The organism is Phyllobacterium sp. 01N428, assembly GCF_056399405.1.
On record NZ_JBFTRH010000002.1, the window covers coordinates 407,866 to 424,642 of the forward strand.

Here is a 16,777-nt window from a genome sequence, read left to right on the forward strand (position 1 = left end):
GGAAGACAGCGGAGATGGCCGCGTCCCGGATCGAATAGGGGTCGAGGAACCGGTTGTGAATGGTCTCGATGACGGTCTTAAACCTCGGCTGGAGTCGGCCACCGGGTCTGAACGTCCTCGGCGACGGCGAAGCCCACTGCCGTAATTGGGCTTAAGAGAAGCGACAAAACGGCCAAAGTTCGACGTAAATTCATTCAGTCCCCCCTCGGCAATCGCTCGCGGTCCGCCCCCGCAAACTCGTCTCCTGATCTTGGTGATCGGGGAGTTGGAAACCGAATGGTTACGGCCCTGCGGCCTTTAGTTCGGATAACCTGTTGCATACGCCGCAGGCTCCCCGACCATAAGGTCAAGGGGGTTGGCACCCATTCGGCTGGCACCGACCGAACCAATGGGGTTTCCACGCCCCAGCGCATCGCGTATTGCGCCCAATCTTTCGTCAACTAGTGGACCGGCACCTGTCAACAATGACGTTTGAGATTTGCAATCTTTGCGAAGTAACGGTCGACGGACCATGACAGGAAGACAGGTTAAGGAGTTTCACAAGATGACAGAATTATGGAATGGCACCAGCCTACTCAAGACTCACTGAACTCGACCCGCTATAAAGAGGAAGCATATTGCCTTTGGCGAACGAAACTGCGGATTTTTGCAACTGTTGCAAAATTTTATTCTTTAGAATCAATAGGTTATGTTTTTCAGGTCGCGGTGGGTGGATCTATTGCATTCTCGCAGTTTTTCCGGCTACTCTGTCGCTAACAGGCACCAATCACCGAACGCTAAGCGGTTCAACCAGAGCGATTTGCGGCACCAACCGCATTTCGCAAAGGGTTCCCATGCGCCATATTCCTGAGAGTTGATATGCAAGCGAAGCCAACCAACGTCAAGCGTAACGCGCCGTTCAGTAATCCCTATCCGCCGTTAATAGATGAGACTGTCATTCCTGGCACACGTTTCGGGCCATCTGAGCAAGAACTCTTGCTACAAGGATATCGGACCCCGCAAACAGCCTTTGTGCGACGAGCTCAGTCTGAAAACGAATTACAGATGCGAATTAAATGCCGAGCCACTTTGGCCCGAATGCAAAAAAAGATTCAAGATTACGCGGTCGCTGGTCGACTAGGTCTTGCAAACCACGAACGTCGTCGGCTGTTTGGCTCCCACGCAGCACGTGTCACGGCTGCGAGCAGAGAATTGCGGCATTATAGAAGCAAGCATCCAATTTCCGCATGTCCGACGCTTGATGAGCTCGTGGCATTAATGGATGACCGGGCAGCATGCTACCACGTATATGTGGAAATGAAGCTCAAGAGGGATGGGCGCCATCGTCCCATTTGTGCCTATTGTCTTGTGGACCGCGCCCTGCAGCGAACGCTCGAGTTGAGCTTCGGTGCCGGCATCACTTACTTGGAAAACCAGGCAGGCGTTAAACGCAAGGGTATGAAAAGCCTCCTCAGGCTAATTGATAGATCAATCCGCAGTGGCCAATACAAATACGCCGCCGAGGTGGACATCAACAGCTATTTCTCGAATCTGAACCCCGAGACTATAGGGGAGAGGTTCGGAATGAAGGCCGGCATAATCGACCGGGTTCTTACCAACAGGGATAAGGAAAGGAGCGACAAAATATCCCCTAGGAATAGAGACACATATAGAAAGTGGAATAGTGTAGAAGAGCATGTGGAACGTGGCCTGCCACAGGGTAGCGTGGCGTCACCGACCTTCGCATGGGCAATGCTTGTACCAATTCTTCAAGCATTCAAAACGCGCTATGGATCACGGGTTGTCATATTTAACTATTGCGATAACTTTTTGATCCTCGGGCCAAGCGAAGTCACGGTGCAACACGCAGTTGAATTCCTGTCTGAACAGCTAAAGCTGTTGGCAGAGCGCTTAACGTTGAAACATGTGACTGGCATACGCCAACTTGCGCACGGCATTGAATTTGCGGGCTACCGCTTCATACGTCGCAACGGAAGTCCAATCGTCAGTATTCCAATCGCCAAACAAAGGGCATTTTTAAATGAACTCGATCGCAGGCTCGCCGATGTTCAAGACGAAACAAACATTGACTCGTGCCTGGCCTGGATAATGGGCAAGCTCGCTTATTTCGAGCCCGATCCAGGAGCCGTGACGCGGCTCATTCGCAGCACATTCATCAAGACCAAGGCATTGCAGAAACGTCATCCTGCTTTGGCCCAGGCTTTGCTTCCCCTCTATTCGTTTATGCTCAGGAAGTTTCCGGAGGACGAGAAGGTTGAGCAAGCAATAATTGGCATAAAAAGACCGCGTGTTCGGAGAAGGACAACAAGGCGCCTGAACTTTGGGCCAACGATACCACGGAACTTCCGGATAAAAGAACCTGTGTTCGACGATCTGTTCAAGCAGAGAAACCGAGATTTCGTAGCACGGCACTTGACGAGCAGAGAGGCATTCGTCTCGGATTTCAATCGAGCCCCATTTTCGGCTCACATTGGCGATTACCTTCTTCAGCGTGAGCGACAGGGGCTTGCGCTCAGGTAGGATCGTACAGCGGCTCACACCAAAGGCAGTTGTTTTTGAAACCGGTTGCAAAAACTCAGTCAGTCATTAGTCGGTCGATTTGCAACCCAGGGAAACTGACTTCAAGTGTCATCCTTTTCATCCACATATCCAAAGTGGATGGACGGGCACCCTGGCCATATCGATCTTCGATATTGTTGCTTCTACCCCAGCCCCCTAAAGCCTTGATTGCGTCTGTGGGCAGTCCGGCATTCGTCATGGCATCACGAAATCCATGGCGGAACGAATGAAACGATAGCCCAGGTGTCAGCTTTACATTTTCACGCAGGAAATAGCTGAATCTCTTTTGAAACAAATCAACCCCATGGCGCTGATCTCTGCCCGGAAGATCGGGGAATAATCGACCTCCCCTTATCTTCCCTCGGGTAGCAAACTCCAAAAAACCCAAGCGTTGTAACTCTGGATGGACAGGAACTCGGCGCACTGATCCTGATGTCTTCAAACTTCTTTCTTGGTTTACTTCGAGTGAGAATACAGTAACTCCATCGACAGTTTTGATGTCATCAGCTGATAACCAAACTATCTCGCCCAACCGCATCCCGCTGAATAAGCCAATCAACGGAACCCAAAAACGCCCTGCCCGACGATGCTCGTCCCATCGAGGCAAATGAGTAATTATCTGATTTAGCTGCTCAATCGAGAACGGCTTCCTGCTTGAGAAACTCCTAGGGCGATTCGAAAGGAGGCCTTCTGCTGGATTGTTATCGATGTATCCCTTCGTTCGAGCATATTTGAAAAAGGCGGACAGGTGGTGGACGTACACCTCCACACTACCTGAAGAAAGCAGCCTTGCTTCTGCCGCTTGAGCGAGCAGCGCGATCTCCTTAAGTGATTTTTCCTTGTATTGGGGATACTTGTTATAGTTCGAAGGAAGGCTAGCAATAAGCTCGTGCACCTCCGAACAATCCCGACGTTTGATATCTCGGACTTTGCGATCTGGACCAACAACGGACTGAAGCGCAGCGAACGGAATGATGTATTTCTTGTTCGCACTAACGCTTAGATGGGCACGTGTCGGATCGTTCTTGAAGCGTTCGACGAGCTCGCTAACGGCTATAGCCTTCTCTGCCTCAAGCGCCGGAGCCGGGGCGCTATGATGGACACCTTCAAACAGCCGGTCATGGACCGTGCCATATCTTGCGCTTCCAATACGATCAATCTCGCGCTGACAGTGCTCGATTTCCGCCCGGCGTACCAACTCTACAAGCTCAAACCAGAGACTCTCACCTGGTCTCAGCGATAGGTCGTGCCGCTGAATCAAGCTAGAGACCGTCGCCTGGATCGAAGGAGCCCATTGCTCTTCATGTGTTGAGCTAAGGTACGCAAGACTCTCTTCCAGTGAGTCCAGCAATTCCGGAGTTGATTCGATGCTCGTGTTACTTATTTCAAGATCGTAGAGATGTAGCCGCGCAACCTGATATAGCTCGGGTCGATCCGTACCAGACCGCAACGAGGTTAATGAAGCAGGAGAGATACCAAGCTTGGCTTGACCAAACTGCCTAGAAATGCGTTCTCCCTCACTCCTCGCCCGCTCGGCAGCAATTCTGTAATCGGTTGTTCGAAGAGCTATGACGATTTGCTGCCTGCCTCCGAACAAATGTCGAATCTCATGAGGTATCCGCCTGACATAATAGTAGGCGCTCTTCTTGCGCACGAGACCACTGACTTTGCCCAATTCGGCGACCTATATGGCTTGAATGTTGGAACCAATGTTGGAACCAACGACTGAAATATAGCCTTATACTACAGAGTGTTAAAGCAATTTCAAGCGTCTAGCGAAGATGTGGTGGGCCCGGAGGGACTCGAACCCCCAACCAAGCGGTTATGAGCCGCCGGCTCTAACCAATTGAGCTACAGGCCCCACCTGAAAATACGAACGAGCCGGGCAATACCGGCGTTCGGTCCCGCGATCAATAACGGGAAAAATTGACAATGCAATCCCCGAAAGACCTTAAGTCCATGGCGCAACACAAAATTCCCCGGAAAATGCGACGGGTCCGCCGCTCAGCGCTTTTGCTGCTCCTGTTCGGCCAAAACCAGAAGCCGCCGCGCACTCTCTTCGTCGGTGATGAACACCGTCGGGCGGATGAGCGCCATCGCGCCATAAAGCGCCCTCACCTTCTCCTTGCCGCCGGAGGTCAGCACGCGCACCGGCACCCGCTGCACCGTATCGATGCCGACAGACATGACGAGATCATGGATCGGATGATCGACGAGCTTGCCTTCCTTGTTATAGAAATGAAACAGCAAGTCGCCCACCGCACCGCGCTCGGCGAGCGAGGCCTGGTGGCCGGCGTTGAGAAAGCCGATGTGATAGGGCGTGCTCGATGCTGTTTCGATGGCGCCGACGCTGAGGAGCACAAGGTCCACATCCTCGGCCATTTCGAACACGTTCCTTAGCCCGCAGCGCTCGATAAGGGCCGTCTTGGTTTCGATGCTGTCAACCATGGCGGGGGCCGGGATAAGATAGCCATCGCCTTGAAAAAGCTGGGCAAACTGCCAGGCGAATTCCGCCGGGTTAAAGCGGCGCGGCTGGCTGATGCCGCCGAGCAACGAGATCACGGTGAAATCTTCGAGTGCCTTGGCTTCGAGGTAGGACAGCGTGTTGAGGAGCGTGCGTCCCCAACCGACGCCGACCCGCATGCCATTGGCAACGACGCCCGACAAATAGTCGCCTGTGGCTGCTGCAATCGACGGGATCGGGTCATTGTCGGGATGGGACAGCGGCGCGATGATGACGCGTTCAAGGCCAAACTGCTTCTCGACCTGCCGCTCCAGCGAAATCAGATCGGAAAGATAGCCTTGAATGCCGATCTTGACTTCGTTGCGGGCACGCGCTTCGGCCAGCATGCGCACGATGGTAACGCGCCCAACGCCGAGAATTTCGGCAATCTCGTTTTGCGTCATCTGCTCGATATAGTACATCCAGGCGGCGCGCATGCGCATCCGGCTGATCTTGGTGTCGGGCTGCCCGAAGTCCACCGGCGCCTTCTGGGGGTTCGCAGGCGCACCATTTGTTCGTTTGCGTCGATCGGCCACTCGTCCCCCTATTTATCCTGCGATTGTCCCGCCGCTTCCGCAGCAGAAATCTGCCTTCTCTACATAAGCGCCCCGTTGCCGCTTTTTAAGCCGAAGCACGGCATAACACCTTGAATCTGCGCATAGTGCTTGCCAAAAATCGATACAGATTTTGGGGTTATGCGCTAGAATGTCATTTAGCAAGGCATCAAAAACGGATAGGAACTCTTATCCACGTGCGAGCAGAGGCTGCGATCATGATTCGTGATATCTCGAGCGACATCGTCGTCAACCTGAAAGACCGGTTGCGGGACGTACGCCACCTGATCCGGTCGAGCCGCCTCGATGCCAAGCCGCATGCGCAGGACCTGCCTGATATGTTGTTCGGCCAGGCGGCCCGCGTCATGGACAAGGCCTTCACCACGGCCGAAACGATATCCATTTCTCTGGTCTCGCAGGATCCCGCGGCGCACACGGCGACGATCGAAGCCCGCAGTCTTGATGCATATTTTCCGGCCGGAGCCGGCAAGGGCGAGGCGCTGTTCCGGCGCGATGTCTATTACCTCACCAAGCGTATCTTCAGCATATTGGGCTCGGACAATCCGCTTATTCACGAGGCGACGTTCGCCGCCGTCCACGCGGCGATGAGCCGCCGCCATGCGCATCTGCTGCTTGCCGCGCGCGAGGGCGGACTTGCCGAAATTGCCGCTGCCTGCGCCGTGATGACCGTCGAACTGCAGACGCAATACGACGCCGCTCCCACTGCCTTTCCGGCGCATGTTGCCGCCAAGCCCGACCGGCGCACGCAATATCTCTGCTTTGCCGCAATCGCGCTCGCCATAGGTGTCGCGACCTATGTCGAAGTGGAGCCCTGTGACGAAAAACTGGTCGAAAGCACCCTCCTTGCTTTGCAGGCGCGGCAGGAAAAGTTTGGCGCGGCCATTGCGACTGGCAACCCCGAACCGGCCCTGTCGAGCCTTTATGCGTTTCTCATGCCGCATCTTCCGTAAGCCTGTACTTACGGAAAACGCTGGTCAGGCCGCCGCTCCAAGATCGAGCACGCACTTCTTAGCACGCTGGATCGAAGAAGGGCTCATGCTGAGCTCGGTCAGGCCCATGTCGACGAAAGCCGGAATAAGATCGGCGCGCCCGGCCGCCTCGCCGCACATGCCGACCATGATCCCGGCCTCCACTGCCGCCTTGGCCGTAAGCGCGATCGCAGCCATGACCGCCGGGTGAGTGACGTCGTTGAGCTTGGCCACCGTCGGGTTAAGCCGGTCGGCGGCCATGATGTATTGCGTCAGATCATTGGTGCCGATGGAAAAGAATGCAACCTCGCTGGCCAGCATCGGCGCTACGAGGACTGCTGCAGGCGTCTCGACCATGATGCCGAGATCGAAAGCGGCATGGTCCCTGCCTTCGGCCTTGAGTTCTGCCGCGCACTCGTCAATCAGAAGGCGCGTCGCGCGCACCTCGTCGACACCCGAAACCATCGGCAGCATTACCTTGATATTGCCATGAACAGCCGCCCTGAGCAGCGCGCGCAGCTGCGGCTTGAACACGTCCGGGCGATCGAGGCACATGCGGATACCGCGCCAACCGAGGAAGGGATTCTCCTCGACAGGAAAATCGATCCCTGAAATGGGCTTGTCGCCGCCGATATCGAGCGTGCGCACGATCACAGGATAGGGCGCGAAGGCCTTGGCGAGCGTGGCATAGGTTTCGGCCTGGAGGTCTTCGGACGGCAGATGGATATGGCGCATGAACAGTAGCTCGGTGCGGAAGAGGCCGACGCCCATCGCTCCCGCTTCCTGCGCGGCCTCGATTTCCTCGAGCGAGCCGAGATTGGCCGCGATCTCGATGACAGTACCGTCGGCGCGCTTCGGTGTTATGTCCTTGTAGGCCTTCAATGATTGCTTCACGGCCTCAGCCTTGGCAATCTCGTCGTGGAACCGCTTGGCGGTCGCATCATCGGGGTTGGCAAACACCAGTCCACTATTGGCATCGAGGGCGACTGTGTTCACGGTTTCGAGCTCGTGCACGGCGTGGCCAAGGCCAAGAACGGCGGGAATGCCATGAGCGCGGGCAATGATCGCGACATGCGACGTCGCGCCGCCATGACCGCAGATCACGCCGGCAATGCGCTTGAGCGGGGCACGCGCAAGATCCCAGGCACCAATATCTTCGGCGATAAGAATGGCGCCCTCCGGAATTGCTTCGAGATTGGCGTCATCCTGGCCGAGAAGCGCCAGGCAGATTTGACGGCCAACCGCATTCACGTCGTCGGCGCGGGCGTTAAGATAGGGATCGTCCATGGCAGCAAAATCGTCGGCGATCTTCGACGTCGCGCCGATCGCAGCCGAGACGGCATCAATACCGCCAGCGACGAGGGCCGCGGCTGCCTCGGTCAATTCTTCATCGCTGGCAATGTCCTTGAGCGCGGCGATGATGCCGCGGTCGCTTTCCGCAAGACTGGATGCAGCGAGCGAGCGTTCCATACGCTCCTGAACCGTGGCAAAGGCCTGCCGCAGCCGCGCCGCCTCGGCGGGGATTTCGTCGTGGCCCAGCATCCGGTTTTCCTGCTTGATCTCCTGCGGGAAAAAGCCGAAGGCGGGACCGATGGCAAAGCCTTCGCTCGCAGCAACGCCGCGAATTCCGCCCTGGATGGAGACGGGAGCGGGAGCGGCAACCGGTTCCTTGCGCGGGGCAACGTCCACCGGCGTCGCCTCGGCAGGCGCTGCGCCCTCCTCTCCCGTACCCGATAAGGGGTTTTCGAGGTAGCCGATCAGCGCTTCGATCGCTTCGATCGCATCGGCACCGGTCGCACGAACGGTCACCTCCTCGTTTTCCTTGACGCCGAGCAGCATCAACTTGACCGAACTCTTGGCGCTGACCGATTTCTCCGCCTTGACGAGCTCTATGTCCGCCTCGAAACTCTTTGCAAGCTTGACAAAGCGGGTGGCTGGCCGTGCATGCAGTCCGTCATGCACTCTGACGATCGTCGAGCGTTCCATTCGTTCGTATCTCTCTGTTACTCGTTTGTGGTCGGGCCCTTGCAATTACCCGATGGTAATCGTCGTACCGACTGTCAGGGCCGACACCAGTTCTTCCGTATCGATTTCCGAAGCACAGATCTCGCCAGGTCGCTCGACCCGGTCCGATCCGTTGAATGTAATAACGACGTGCCCGATGTCCTTCACCTTCTGCCAGGCATAGTCGCCGATGCCGGTAATGGTGGCGGAGACATTGCCGATCCTGATGGGCGCACCTACGGGTGGCGTCTCTTCGGAGGGCGGCGTCTCGACACTGTGCAGGATCGAGACTTCGGCGAGTTCGGGCGGCGCGCCATCGGCAAACAGTATGACGACGCCTCCTTCCGCGAGGTCCGCCACCTCAGGCCCAACGGCTGTTACCCGTGTTTTCAATAGGACTGACATATGGCGAACCTCTTCTTCTGTTGGTCGATCTTAGAATACGATCAGGCTGACAACCCAGGCGATCAGCACCGAAACGGGACCCATGATCTGACGGCTGATCAAGACTGCGGGCACACCGATTTCGATGGTTTTAGGCTTGGCCTCACCAAGGGCAAGACCCACGGGAACGAAGTCGCAGCCCACCTGCGTATTATAGGCAAACAGCGCCGGCAGGGCCATGGCGGGTGAAATCGTGCCATTGGCGATCTGCGGACCGATGATCGCCACGCCGATCACCTGCGCAATGACCGCGCCCGGCCCGAGAATGGGCGAGAGGAACGGCAGGCCGCAGATGGCGGAGATGATCAGAAGACCGATGATGTTGTTGGCGAGCGGTCCCATGGGCTGGGCCAGAATGTCACCGATGCCCGTATAGAGAATGAGACCGATGAGCATGGTGACGAACGCCATGAACGGCAGGACGTTGCGAACGACCTGGTCGATGGTGCGGCGACCGGCATTGAAGAAAATGCCGACGACACGTCCCATGGCGCGGCCGATCGTGCTGATGAAGCCGATCAGGCCACCCTCGCTCGATTCGCTTGCACCGGTGCGGCTCGACATCGAAGCGGCGAGTTCCGCCGGTGTGGGCGGCGATGCCGGTCCCGATGTGGAGGCAGCACCGGCAACGGCGGCTGGCTGCGAACCATCGGCAAGCTCGATGTTGCCTTCCTTCACGCCGGACACATAGATGTCTTCCGTGATAAACTGGGCGAGCGGACCTGCCTGTCCGACCGGTGTCAGGTTGACGGTGGGTATTCGCTTGCGCGGATAGACGCCGCAGCGGGCGGTGCCGCCGCAATCGACCACGACCACGCCCATTTCGCCTTCAACCGGCGGCGCCTTGAAGCCGTCAACCGCTTCACCGCCGGTGAGTTCGGCAATGCGACGCGCAACGGGATGAATGCCGCCACCCGTGACCGAGACCACCTTGTTGCGTTGCGGCGTCAGCTGGATGACGAGCGGGCCACCCCAGCCGTTCGATCCCCTGGAAATCTTTACTGCCTTGTATGTCTTTGACATTTTCCTGCTCCCACCCCGAATTAAAGCTCGATGCCCTGGCGACGCGCCATAATGGCGGTGATGCGCTCAGTGAGCATGCCCTTGAGCAGGATGACGATCAGACCAACGAGCGCGTACCAGATAGCAACGTTGATGTGATAGCCCGTGGGAACCGCGCCCTTCTTCTCCAATTCGAGAAGCGCGACGAGAATGCCGCCCCAGACGAAATATTCGCCAGGATTGATATGCGGGAAGAGGCCCAGCGGCGGATGCACGTAAGAAACTGCGGCATCGTAGAATGCGGGCTTGTACTTTTCCTCGAGGAACGAGCCGAAGGTATAGGCCATCGGATTGGTGAGGAAGAAGACCGAAAGCACCGGAAGAACCGTATAGCGGGTCAGGGCAATCTTGCCCGCCCCGCGCGCGATGCCATGGACGCGTTCCTCGCCGACGAGTTCCGTCAGCGCGTAGAAGGCGGTCATTAGCACGACCAGGGTCGGAATGATGCCCGTAACGAAACCGGCAAAGACCTCGCCGCCCTTCTGGAAAATACCGATGAAGTACTTGCCGATATTGGCAAGCCAGCCAAGCTGCTCTTCCTGCTGGACGTTCTTCAGCCTGTCCTTGAACTGCTCGACCGAGATATCGCCTGTCGACTGCGCGAGAACGACGAGGTCGTTGCCCGCATGCTCGACGGCGTGCTTGCCGTGCAGCGCCGCGTCCGAGACCATCGTCCCCGCCACAGAAATGTGGTGCGCGGCGATGTCGGCATGTTGCGCCAACATTGTTAGAATTGACATGTTCCCTCTCCTCCTTACCGACCGCGACAAGCGGCCGTCCCTTAAGCGTTGACTGTCCTGATTCCCGATAGGCCCGGCTTGGGCGGATCCGCCCTCGCCCGATCTATTTGTTCAATTGCCCGCTCTGCCGCCTTGGCCAGAGCCGGATCACCCAGGCCGGACATTACCGGGTCTGTACGCAGCGCACTGAGCGAGATGCCCTCAAACTCTTCACGCCGCTTGAACTTCGCAAAAACCGAACGGCCGCTCATGACGAGAAAGCGCTGGATCGTCAGGTCGCGCGTGACAACGATGAGGACGATCACGCCCTTGCCAAGGCGGCCACGCACATTGCCGGCGCCAACGAATCCATCATTGTACTTGGAGGAGATACCCTTCATGACATCAGTGTAATGCCGCATCTGATACCAGACGCCTAACGACTGCAACGCCCACAAGAATCCGAGGGCCAGCAATCCCCATTGCCACATCGCCATGTATTCAACCTCCCTACGCCCGACCGCCAACATATGCCATGATCGAACGAAAAAATATAGAACATTTGTTTTTCGTAATGTCAATATGTATGATTTTCACACCCACCAAAATCTTGGCTGGGGATGCATGAAAACCTGCAACGTGGTAGCATCGCCGCGAAAGTGAGAGCACATGGATTTTCTGTTTCGGGATGAACTCGTCCACACACCGGATTTGCGGCATCGGCTGCGGCGGCTGCGGTGGTTTCGCATGGCTTTCCGCAAGAATGCCGCATTGATCGCCGACCACTACGGCTACCAGTTCAGCATCGACGAGACCAAGCTCACCCGCGCCTTCCTCAACTGGATCGAGACGGTCGAGCAGCAGAAGTCGTTTGCGCGTATCGACCGCAAGGATTTCATTATCTTCGCTGCGGGGCTTGTCCTCAAGGAACTGATCACCGAAGCGCCCGCATCAGTTTTGGCCAAGGCTTCAGTCGCCGCCGCGGCAAAAACCGAAATGCAGGATATCATCGCGTTCTGGCCCGAGGGTTTTCTCTATACCAACTTCTGCGTCGGTGCGATCGCGGCCATCCATGAGCAGGAATTTGGAACCGCTGCACGCATCGACGATTGTGCCGACGATCTGCGCACCTGGTGGTCTTATCGCGAGAACGTCGAGGAGATGCCGGGCTATGCCATCGCCTTCCTCGACAAGTTCCTTGGAGCCGAGCCCAACTGGGTGATGCCCAATCTCGCCTCCGCCCGCGGCGCTATCCGCCGCGCGATGGTCGCATCAAGAAACGATCGCCACGCGATCAGCGAGTGAGACCCGAAATCAGCCGGCTGACCGGCTGACTTCCGCGAGAATGCGCATGACCTTCTCGCGCTGTTCGAGCTGCGGCATGTGACCGGTGCCGGCAAAAACATGCACCGCAATCTCACCCGGCAGGCCCGCTGCATGGCTTGCCGGTATGATACGGTCGGCCGCGCCGAAGATCACACGCACCGGGATGAGCAGGCCGGCGAGGGTTTGCCTCGTGTCGATCACCTGCGTTCCGTCGGCAAAGAAGCGATCCGCCACCTGCTGCTGCGCCTCACGCAGCGCCGTGTCCTGCGACTGCGCCAGCGTGGCATTGACGAAAGGCTTGGTCAGCAGGCTTTCATCCTGGACAAGCTGCTTCATCCACGCGACAAGGCTCGCCTCGCTGCGCGCCCTGACGAAACCGGAAAGGAAGCCGCCGTTGATCTCCGGTCCGAGCCCCGCAGGCGAAATCAGTGTCAGTGCACGCACATCGAGATTGTTGCGTGCTGCGACCTCCGTTGCGACGGCGCTGCCGAACGAATGTGCCACGAGGATGACGGGGCCCGAATGATACGCAGCGACTGTCTGCTCGACGAGTTCGGCGATGCCGTCGAGATCGTCCGGTATGGCGCGGGCCGAACCGCCATGTCCCGGCAGATCGATGGCGAGGATCGGATTGTCGAGCGTGCCGCCGCCAAGCATCGGCCGCCAGCTATTCAGATCGGAGCCAAAGCCATGGATGAGAACCACGGGAGCCAGTCCAGCACCCTTGCCTTCGCGCAGCCAGACCGCGTTGAGCAGCGCTTCACCTGTTATCTGGGCAGTCCGCGCCGGTGCAGGCACTGGAGATGATGAAGGCGCCTTGGCCGACGCTCCATCCAACTTGAGCGTACTTGCCTCGACATCCTTCTTCTGGATACGGCCTTTGGGGCCCGATCCCTTGAGCGAGGCAAGGTCGATCCCGGCCTCGCGGGCAACACGGCGCGCCAGCGGCGTGGCGCGGACGCCATTGGTTTCGGCAACAGCGGGCGTCGCCGCAATGGGTGCAGCCTGAACCGGCGCGGTTTGGGCGGGTGCTGCAGCCGGCTTTTCAGACGTATCGGGCTTGCCTGCATCGGCTTTTGCCGGGGCAGCCGCGTAGACTTCACCCTCGCCATAGATCCAGGCGACTGCCTGCCCGACCGGCACGGTCGTGCCCTCCTCGGCCTTTACGTCACGCAGTATCCCGGTCGAGGGAGCGTCGACTTCCATGGCTGCCTTGTCAGTTTCGATCTCGAACAGAAGCTGGCCCTTGGAAACGTTGTCGCCTTCCTTGGCATACCAACGCGAAATCTGGCCGCTTTCCATATCCATGTCGACCTTGGGCAGGATCACTTCGACGGGCATGACTAGCGTACCCCTTTGGCGAGATCGCGGGCGCTCGCAATGATGCCGGGCACTTGCGGCACCGTCGCTTTTTCAAGGTCGGGATTGTACGGAATCGGCGTTTCGGCGCCACCGAGACGCACGATCGGCGCATCGAGATAATCGAAGGCTTCACTCTCGGCGATCATGGCGCTGATCTCGGCGCCGACGCCCAGCGTCTTGACGCCCTCGTAAACGCACATCAGCTTCGACGTCTTCTTGACGCTGGCGATGATCGTCGCCTTGTCCATTGGCCGCACGGTGCGCAGGTCGATTACTTCAATGTTGATGCCTTCCTTGGCCAGCACCTCGGCAGCTTCAAGTGCCTTGTGCACCATGATGGCCGTGGCAACGATGGTCAGGTCCGTCCCTTCGCGAACGATAGCGGCCTTGCCGATCGGTACGGTATAGTGACCCTCAGGAACCGGCCCCTTCATCTTGTAGAGGAGCTTGTGCTCGAAGATCATGACCGGATCCGGATCCTCGATCGCAGCGAGCAGCATGCCCTTTGCGTCGTAGGGTGTAGCCGGCTGGATCACTTTTAGGCCTGGAACGTGGCCAAGCCATGCCTCGAGGCTCTGGCTGTGCTGCGCGGCAGCGCCTGTGCCGGAACCCGCTGGAAACCGCATCACCAGCGGCACCGAAACCGCGCCGCCGAGCATGTACCTGATTTTTGCCGCCTGGTTGACGATCTGCTCCATGGCGAGCGCGGCAAAATCGGAAAACTGGAATTCGAAGATCGGGCGCATGCCGGTCAGAGCCGCACCGACCGCGACGCCGGCGCCGCCAAGCTCCGAGATCGGCGTATCCATGACCCGGTCTTCGCCAAACCGATGAACGAGATCGCCGGTCACCTGGAAGGCGCCGCCATAGACGCCGATATCCTCGCCCATGAGGAAAACACGCTCATCCGCCTCCATGGCAATCGCCATGGCTTCCTGGATGGCCTGCGAATAGCTGAGTTCGCGAATGATCTCGTTCATTGAATATCAACCGTATAAACGTCGCGGGTGAGATTGTTCAAATCGGGCGACGGACTGTTCTTGGCAAATTCGATGGCTTCGGCGATTTCCTTCTCGGCGTCGGCGCGGATTGCCTCGATTTCGCCGTCGGTAACGAAGCCGAACTCCTTCAACTGCTCCTGGAAGAGCAGGATCGGATCGCGGTTGGTGATCCAGTCCTCGATCTCCTCCTTGGTGCGGTAACGGTTGCGGTCGCTCTTGGAATGGCCGCGATGCCGGTAGGTCTTGCACTCGATCAGCGTCGGACCTTCGCCCCGGCGCGCCCGCTCGACAGCCTCATGCGAGGCCTCGGCAACCTCGGAAAGACTGTTGCCGTCGACAATGACGCCCGGCATGTTGTAGGCCACAGCCCGGTCAGCAACATTTGCAACCGCTGTTGAACGCTTGGTTGAAGTGGACATACCATAGCCGTTGTTTTCGCAGACGAAAACGACGGGCAGTTTCCAGACAGCAGCCATATTGAGTGCCTCGTGGAAGGCACCCTCATTGTTGGCGCCATCGCCGAAATAGGAGATGACGACCTTGCCGTTCTTCTGCTTCTTGGCGGAAAGAGCGGCGCCGACGGCGATCGGAATGCCGCCGCCGACGATCCCGTTGGCGCCGAGATTGCCCTTGGATACGTCGGCAATATGCATAGAGCCACCACGGCCCTTGCAATAGCCGGTTTCCTTGCCGAAGAACTCGGCGAACATTTTCGAGACTTCTGCGCCCTTGGCGATGCAGTGGCCGTGGCCGCGATGCGTCGAGGTGATCATGTCGTCATCGGAAAGCGGCAGCGAGATGCCGACGGCGCTTGCTTCCTGACCGATGGAAAGGTGCATCGTCCCGTGGATGAGGCCGCGCGTATAGGATTCCTCGGCCCCCTCCTCGAAACGGCGGATGAGGTACATCTTGCGCAGCGCCTCCTTCAGCTGTTCCGGCGGATAATGCCGGAACGCGAATGGAAGATTGCTGCCATCGTCCTTCAATTTGGCATTTGAACTTCTGGCGGAAGGCATTTCGGCGCTCCTTGTCTGATAGTGGCTGGCGTACGAATCTTGTTGCTTCTCGCTCACGCGCCGTAGACGAGCTTGTCCTGGCGGGCGCGCAGTTCGACGATCTTCGAGCCTGGCACCGGCGCGGCATTGGCGCTGGTGATGAGTTCGCCCTTGCGGATCGGTGCCGTGACGGTGCCGCCCTGCAGAAGCCCGCAGGGGATCGCCCCGGCCTCGCGCGCTTCCGGCGCGGTCATGATCCAGGCGCGGTAGCAATATTCGCCGATGGCATCGAGCTTCTCGCCGGGCTGCATGTCCTTCTTGGCGACGGCGCAGACCTCGGCCACGGGCTTGGCCAGCGGCACCATGTCGGGCTTGCCGTAAAGGACGACGCGGGCGCAGGTCAGCGGCACTTCGAGCGAGGTCAGGTGATAGGGCCGGTGGAAGGTGAAGTAGGGGCCCTTGCCCATCTTCAGATCCTCCATGCGCTCGGAAATGCGCGGATGCGACATGTCGGCGACGACGAAGACGCCGGGGGCAACGCCCTTGCCGATCGAATAGTCGACGACGCCGACCCGTGAGAGCACACCGCCATCCTTTTCCGGGATCAGGGTCTTCGACAGTTGGTCGAGCGTTGCCGCTGGACCGTGCATGCCGGGCTTGTCGGGCACGAGCCCGGTGGCATTGGCGATCGCCGCCATCTCCACCATGGTCTTCGAGCCGTCGACGAACTCGACCAGCATGCGCACGTTCATGTGCCGGCGTTCGGCTTCCTCGGCATAGTCGTCGGGAATGGCGTCGATGTTGAGCGGGTTGTTCTTGCCCTTACCGGCGGCGACGATCGGATGGCCCATGGCCGAGACGAATTCGATGAGTTCCATGCACGACGACGGCTCGTCGCCGGCGCCGAGCGAATAGGTGACGCCGAGCCGGTCGGCCTCGCTCTTCAGATAGGCGCCGATGGTCACGTCCGCCTCGACATTCATCATCACGAGGTGCTTGCCGTGCTCCATTGCCCGCAGGCCGATCTCGGCCCCGACCGCCGGAACCCCGGTCGCATCGATGACGACGTCGATGAGGTCGTTTTCAAGGATGAGATTGGCATCGTCGGTGACGGCGACCTTGCCGGCCTCCATCGCCGCCGTCAGCGCCGCGGCATTGGCGACCTCGCGGCCATGGCCGCTCTCCTGGTAGGCGATGTCGACGGCTTTGAGCGCATTCGGCAGCTTCAGTTCCGAGATCGCGCCGATCTCGATGCCCGG

The 16,777-nt window shown here is 58.4% G+C and carries 14 protein-coding genes and 1 tRNA gene; 3 read left to right on the forward strand and 12 right to left on the reverse strand.

Going from position 1 to position 16,777, the window contains the following annotated elements; genetic code table 11:
• The first annotated feature begins 858 nt into the window (after window positions 1-858).
• Window positions 859-2,520: a reverse transcriptase domain-containing protein gene (locus tag AC1DNI_RS09995; RefSeq protein WP_477691774.1), complete on the forward strand. Its 1,662-nt coding sequence runs from the start codon at window positions 859-861 to the stop codon at window positions 2,518-2,520.
• 55 nt (window positions 2,521-2,575) lie between these two features.
• Here AC1DNI_RS09995 and AC1DNI_RS10000 read toward each other — a convergent pair whose 3' ends face one another.
• The 3 genes from AC1DNI_RS10000 to AC1DNI_RS10010 all read right to left on the reverse strand — a co-directional run bounded on the left by AC1DNI_RS10000 (window position 2,576) and on the right by AC1DNI_RS10010 (window position 5,541).
• Complete coding sequence (locus tag AC1DNI_RS10000; protein ID WP_477691775.1) at window positions 2,576-4,234, reverse strand: DUF6538 domain-containing protein; 1,659 nt, start codon at window positions 4,232-4,234, stop codon at window positions 2,576-2,578.
• Between the two features lie 109 nt (window positions 4,235-4,343).
• Window positions 4,344-4,420: transfer RNA gene (locus tag AC1DNI_RS10005), tRNA-Ile, on the reverse strand.
• A 143-nt stretch (window positions 4,421-4,563) separates the two neighbouring features.
• Window positions 4,564-5,541 carry a sugar-binding transcriptional regulator gene (locus AC1DNI_RS10010; RefSeq protein WP_477691776.1) on the reverse strand — a complete coding sequence of 326 codons (978 nt, stop codon included), beginning with the start codon at window positions 5,539-5,541 and terminating at the stop codon, window positions 4,564-4,566.
• Window positions 5,542-5,834: 293 nt separating this feature from the next.
• Between AC1DNI_RS10010 and AC1DNI_RS10015 the strand changes: the two genes are divergently transcribed.
• A complete protein-coding gene (locus tag AC1DNI_RS10015) occupies window positions 5,835-6,587 on the forward strand; it encodes a hypothetical protein (protein WP_477691777.1) in 753 nt (250 codons plus the stop codon).
• A gap of 24 nt (window positions 6,588-6,611) precedes the next feature.
• Here the strand turns inward: AC1DNI_RS10015 and ptsP are convergent, their stop codons facing one another.
• Genes ptsP through AC1DNI_RS10040 form a run of 5 tightly spaced genes read right to left on the reverse strand, consistent with a single transcriptional unit; the run spans window position 6,612 to window position 11,331 of the window.
• Window positions 6,612-8,591, reverse strand: a complete 1,980-nt coding sequence (gene ptsP, locus AC1DNI_RS10020; RefSeq protein ID WP_477691778.1) for a phosphoenolpyruvate--protein phosphotransferase — start codon at window positions 8,589-8,591, stop codon at window positions 6,612-6,614.
• Window positions 8,592-8,636: 45 nt separating this feature from the next.
• Window positions 8,637-9,014 (reverse strand): PTS glucitol/sorbitol transporter subunit IIA, encoded by a 378-nt coding sequence (locus tag AC1DNI_RS10025; RefSeq protein WP_113282419.1) that lies wholly within the window; start codon window positions 9,012-9,014, stop codon window positions 8,637-8,639.
• A gap of 30 nt (window positions 9,015-9,044) precedes the next feature.
• The gene (gene srlE / locus AC1DNI_RS10030) at window positions 9,045-10,076 is read right to left on the reverse strand and encodes a PTS glucitol/sorbitol transporter subunit IIB (RefSeq protein WP_027231994.1); all 1,032 of its coding nucleotides are present in this window, start codon (window positions 10,074-10,076) and stop codon (window positions 9,045-9,047) included.
• A 20-nt stretch (window positions 10,077-10,096) separates the two neighbouring features.
• On the reverse strand, window positions 10,097-10,855 hold the full coding sequence (gene srlA / locus AC1DNI_RS10035) for a PTS glucitol/sorbitol transporter subunit IIC (RefSeq protein WP_027231995.1): 759 nt from the start codon (window positions 10,853-10,855) through the stop codon (window positions 10,097-10,099).
• Window positions 10,856-10,896: 41 nt separating this feature from the next.
• Window positions 10,897-11,331: a transcriptional regulator GutM gene (locus AC1DNI_RS10040; protein ID WP_027231996.1), complete on the reverse strand. Its 435-nt coding sequence runs from the start codon at window positions 11,329-11,331 to the stop codon at window positions 10,897-10,899.
• 172 nt (window positions 11,332-11,503) lie between these two features.
• On the opposite strand from AC1DNI_RS10040, the gene AC1DNI_RS10045 reads away from it, so the two are divergent.
• Complete coding sequence (locus AC1DNI_RS10045; RefSeq protein ID WP_477691779.1) at window positions 11,504-12,139, forward strand: hypothetical protein; 636 nt, start codon at window positions 11,504-11,506, stop codon at window positions 12,137-12,139.
• 9 nt (window positions 12,140-12,148) lie between these two features.
• Here AC1DNI_RS10045 and AC1DNI_RS10050 read toward each other — a convergent pair whose 3' ends face one another.
• From AC1DNI_RS10050 to AC1DNI_RS10065, 4 genes are all read right to left on the reverse strand, one after another.
• Window positions 12,149-13,501: an acetoin dehydrogenase dihydrolipoyllysine-residue acetyltransferase subunit gene (locus AC1DNI_RS10050; protein WP_477691780.1), complete on the reverse strand. Its 1,353-nt coding sequence runs from the start codon at window positions 13,499-13,501 to the stop codon at window positions 12,149-12,151.
• 2 nt (window positions 13,502-13,503) lie between these two features.
• Window positions 13,504-14,502 carry an alpha-ketoacid dehydrogenase subunit beta gene (locus AC1DNI_RS10055; RefSeq protein WP_091923721.1) on the reverse strand — a complete coding sequence of 333 codons (999 nt, stop codon included), beginning with the start codon at window positions 14,500-14,502 and terminating at the stop codon, window positions 13,504-13,506.
• Entirely contained in the window at window positions 14,499-15,539 is a 1,041-nt protein-coding gene (locus AC1DNI_RS10060) for a thiamine pyrophosphate-dependent dehydrogenase E1 component subunit alpha (protein WP_477691781.1), read from the reverse strand. The genes AC1DNI_RS10055 and AC1DNI_RS10060 overlap by 4 nt, the downstream gene beginning before the upstream one ends.
• 53 nt (window positions 15,540-15,592) lie before the next feature.
• Window positions 15,593-16,777, reverse strand: a 1,185-nt coding sequence (locus AC1DNI_RS10065; protein ID WP_477691782.1) for an NAD(P)H-dependent oxidoreductase, incomplete at its 5' end; no start/stop codon positions are given.

What these genes read in the sequence shown, in the direction of transcription:
- AC1DNI_RS09995 (WP_477691774.1), top strand. Translation starts at nt 859, where the DNA reads ATGCAAGCGAAGCCAACCAACGTCAAGCGTAACGCGCCGTTCAGTAAT.
- AC1DNI_RS10015 (WP_477691777.1), top strand. Translation starts at nt 5,835, where the DNA reads ATGATTCGTGATATCTCGAGCGACATCGTCGTCAACCTGAAAGACCGG.
- ptsP (WP_477691778.1), bottom strand. Translation starts at nt 8,591, where the DNA reads ATGGAACGCTCGACGATCGTCAGAGTGCATGACGGACTGCATGCACGG.
- AC1DNI_RS10025 (WP_113282419.1), bottom strand. Translation starts at nt 9,014, where the DNA reads ATGTCAGTCCTATTGAAAACACGGGTAACAGCCGTTGGGCCTGAGGTG.
- srlE (WP_027231994.1), bottom strand. Translation starts at nt 10,076, where the DNA reads ATGTCAAAGACATACAAGGCAGTAAAGATTTCCAGGGGATCGAACGGC.
- srlA (WP_027231995.1), bottom strand. Translation starts at nt 10,855, where the DNA reads ATGTCAATTCTAACAATGTTGGCGCAACATGCCGACATCGCCGCGCAC.
- AC1DNI_RS10040 (WP_027231996.1), bottom strand. Translation starts at nt 11,331, where the DNA reads ATGGCGATGTGGCAATGGGGATTGCTGGCCCTCGGATTCTTGTGGGCG.
- AC1DNI_RS10045 (WP_477691779.1), top strand. Translation starts at nt 11,504, where the DNA reads ATGGATTTTCTGTTTCGGGATGAACTCGTCCACACACCGGATTTGCGG.
- AC1DNI_RS10050 (WP_477691780.1), bottom strand. Translation starts at nt 13,501, where the DNA reads ATGCCCGTCGAAGTGATCCTGCCCAAGGTCGACATGGATATGGAAAGC.
- AC1DNI_RS10055 (WP_091923721.1), bottom strand. Translation starts at nt 14,502, where the DNA reads ATGAACGAGATCATTCGCGAACTCAGCTATTCGCAGGCCATCCAGGAA.
- AC1DNI_RS10060 (WP_477691781.1), bottom strand. Translation starts at nt 15,539, where the DNA reads ATGCCTTCCGCCAGAAGTTCAAATGCCAAATTGAAGGACGATGGCAGC.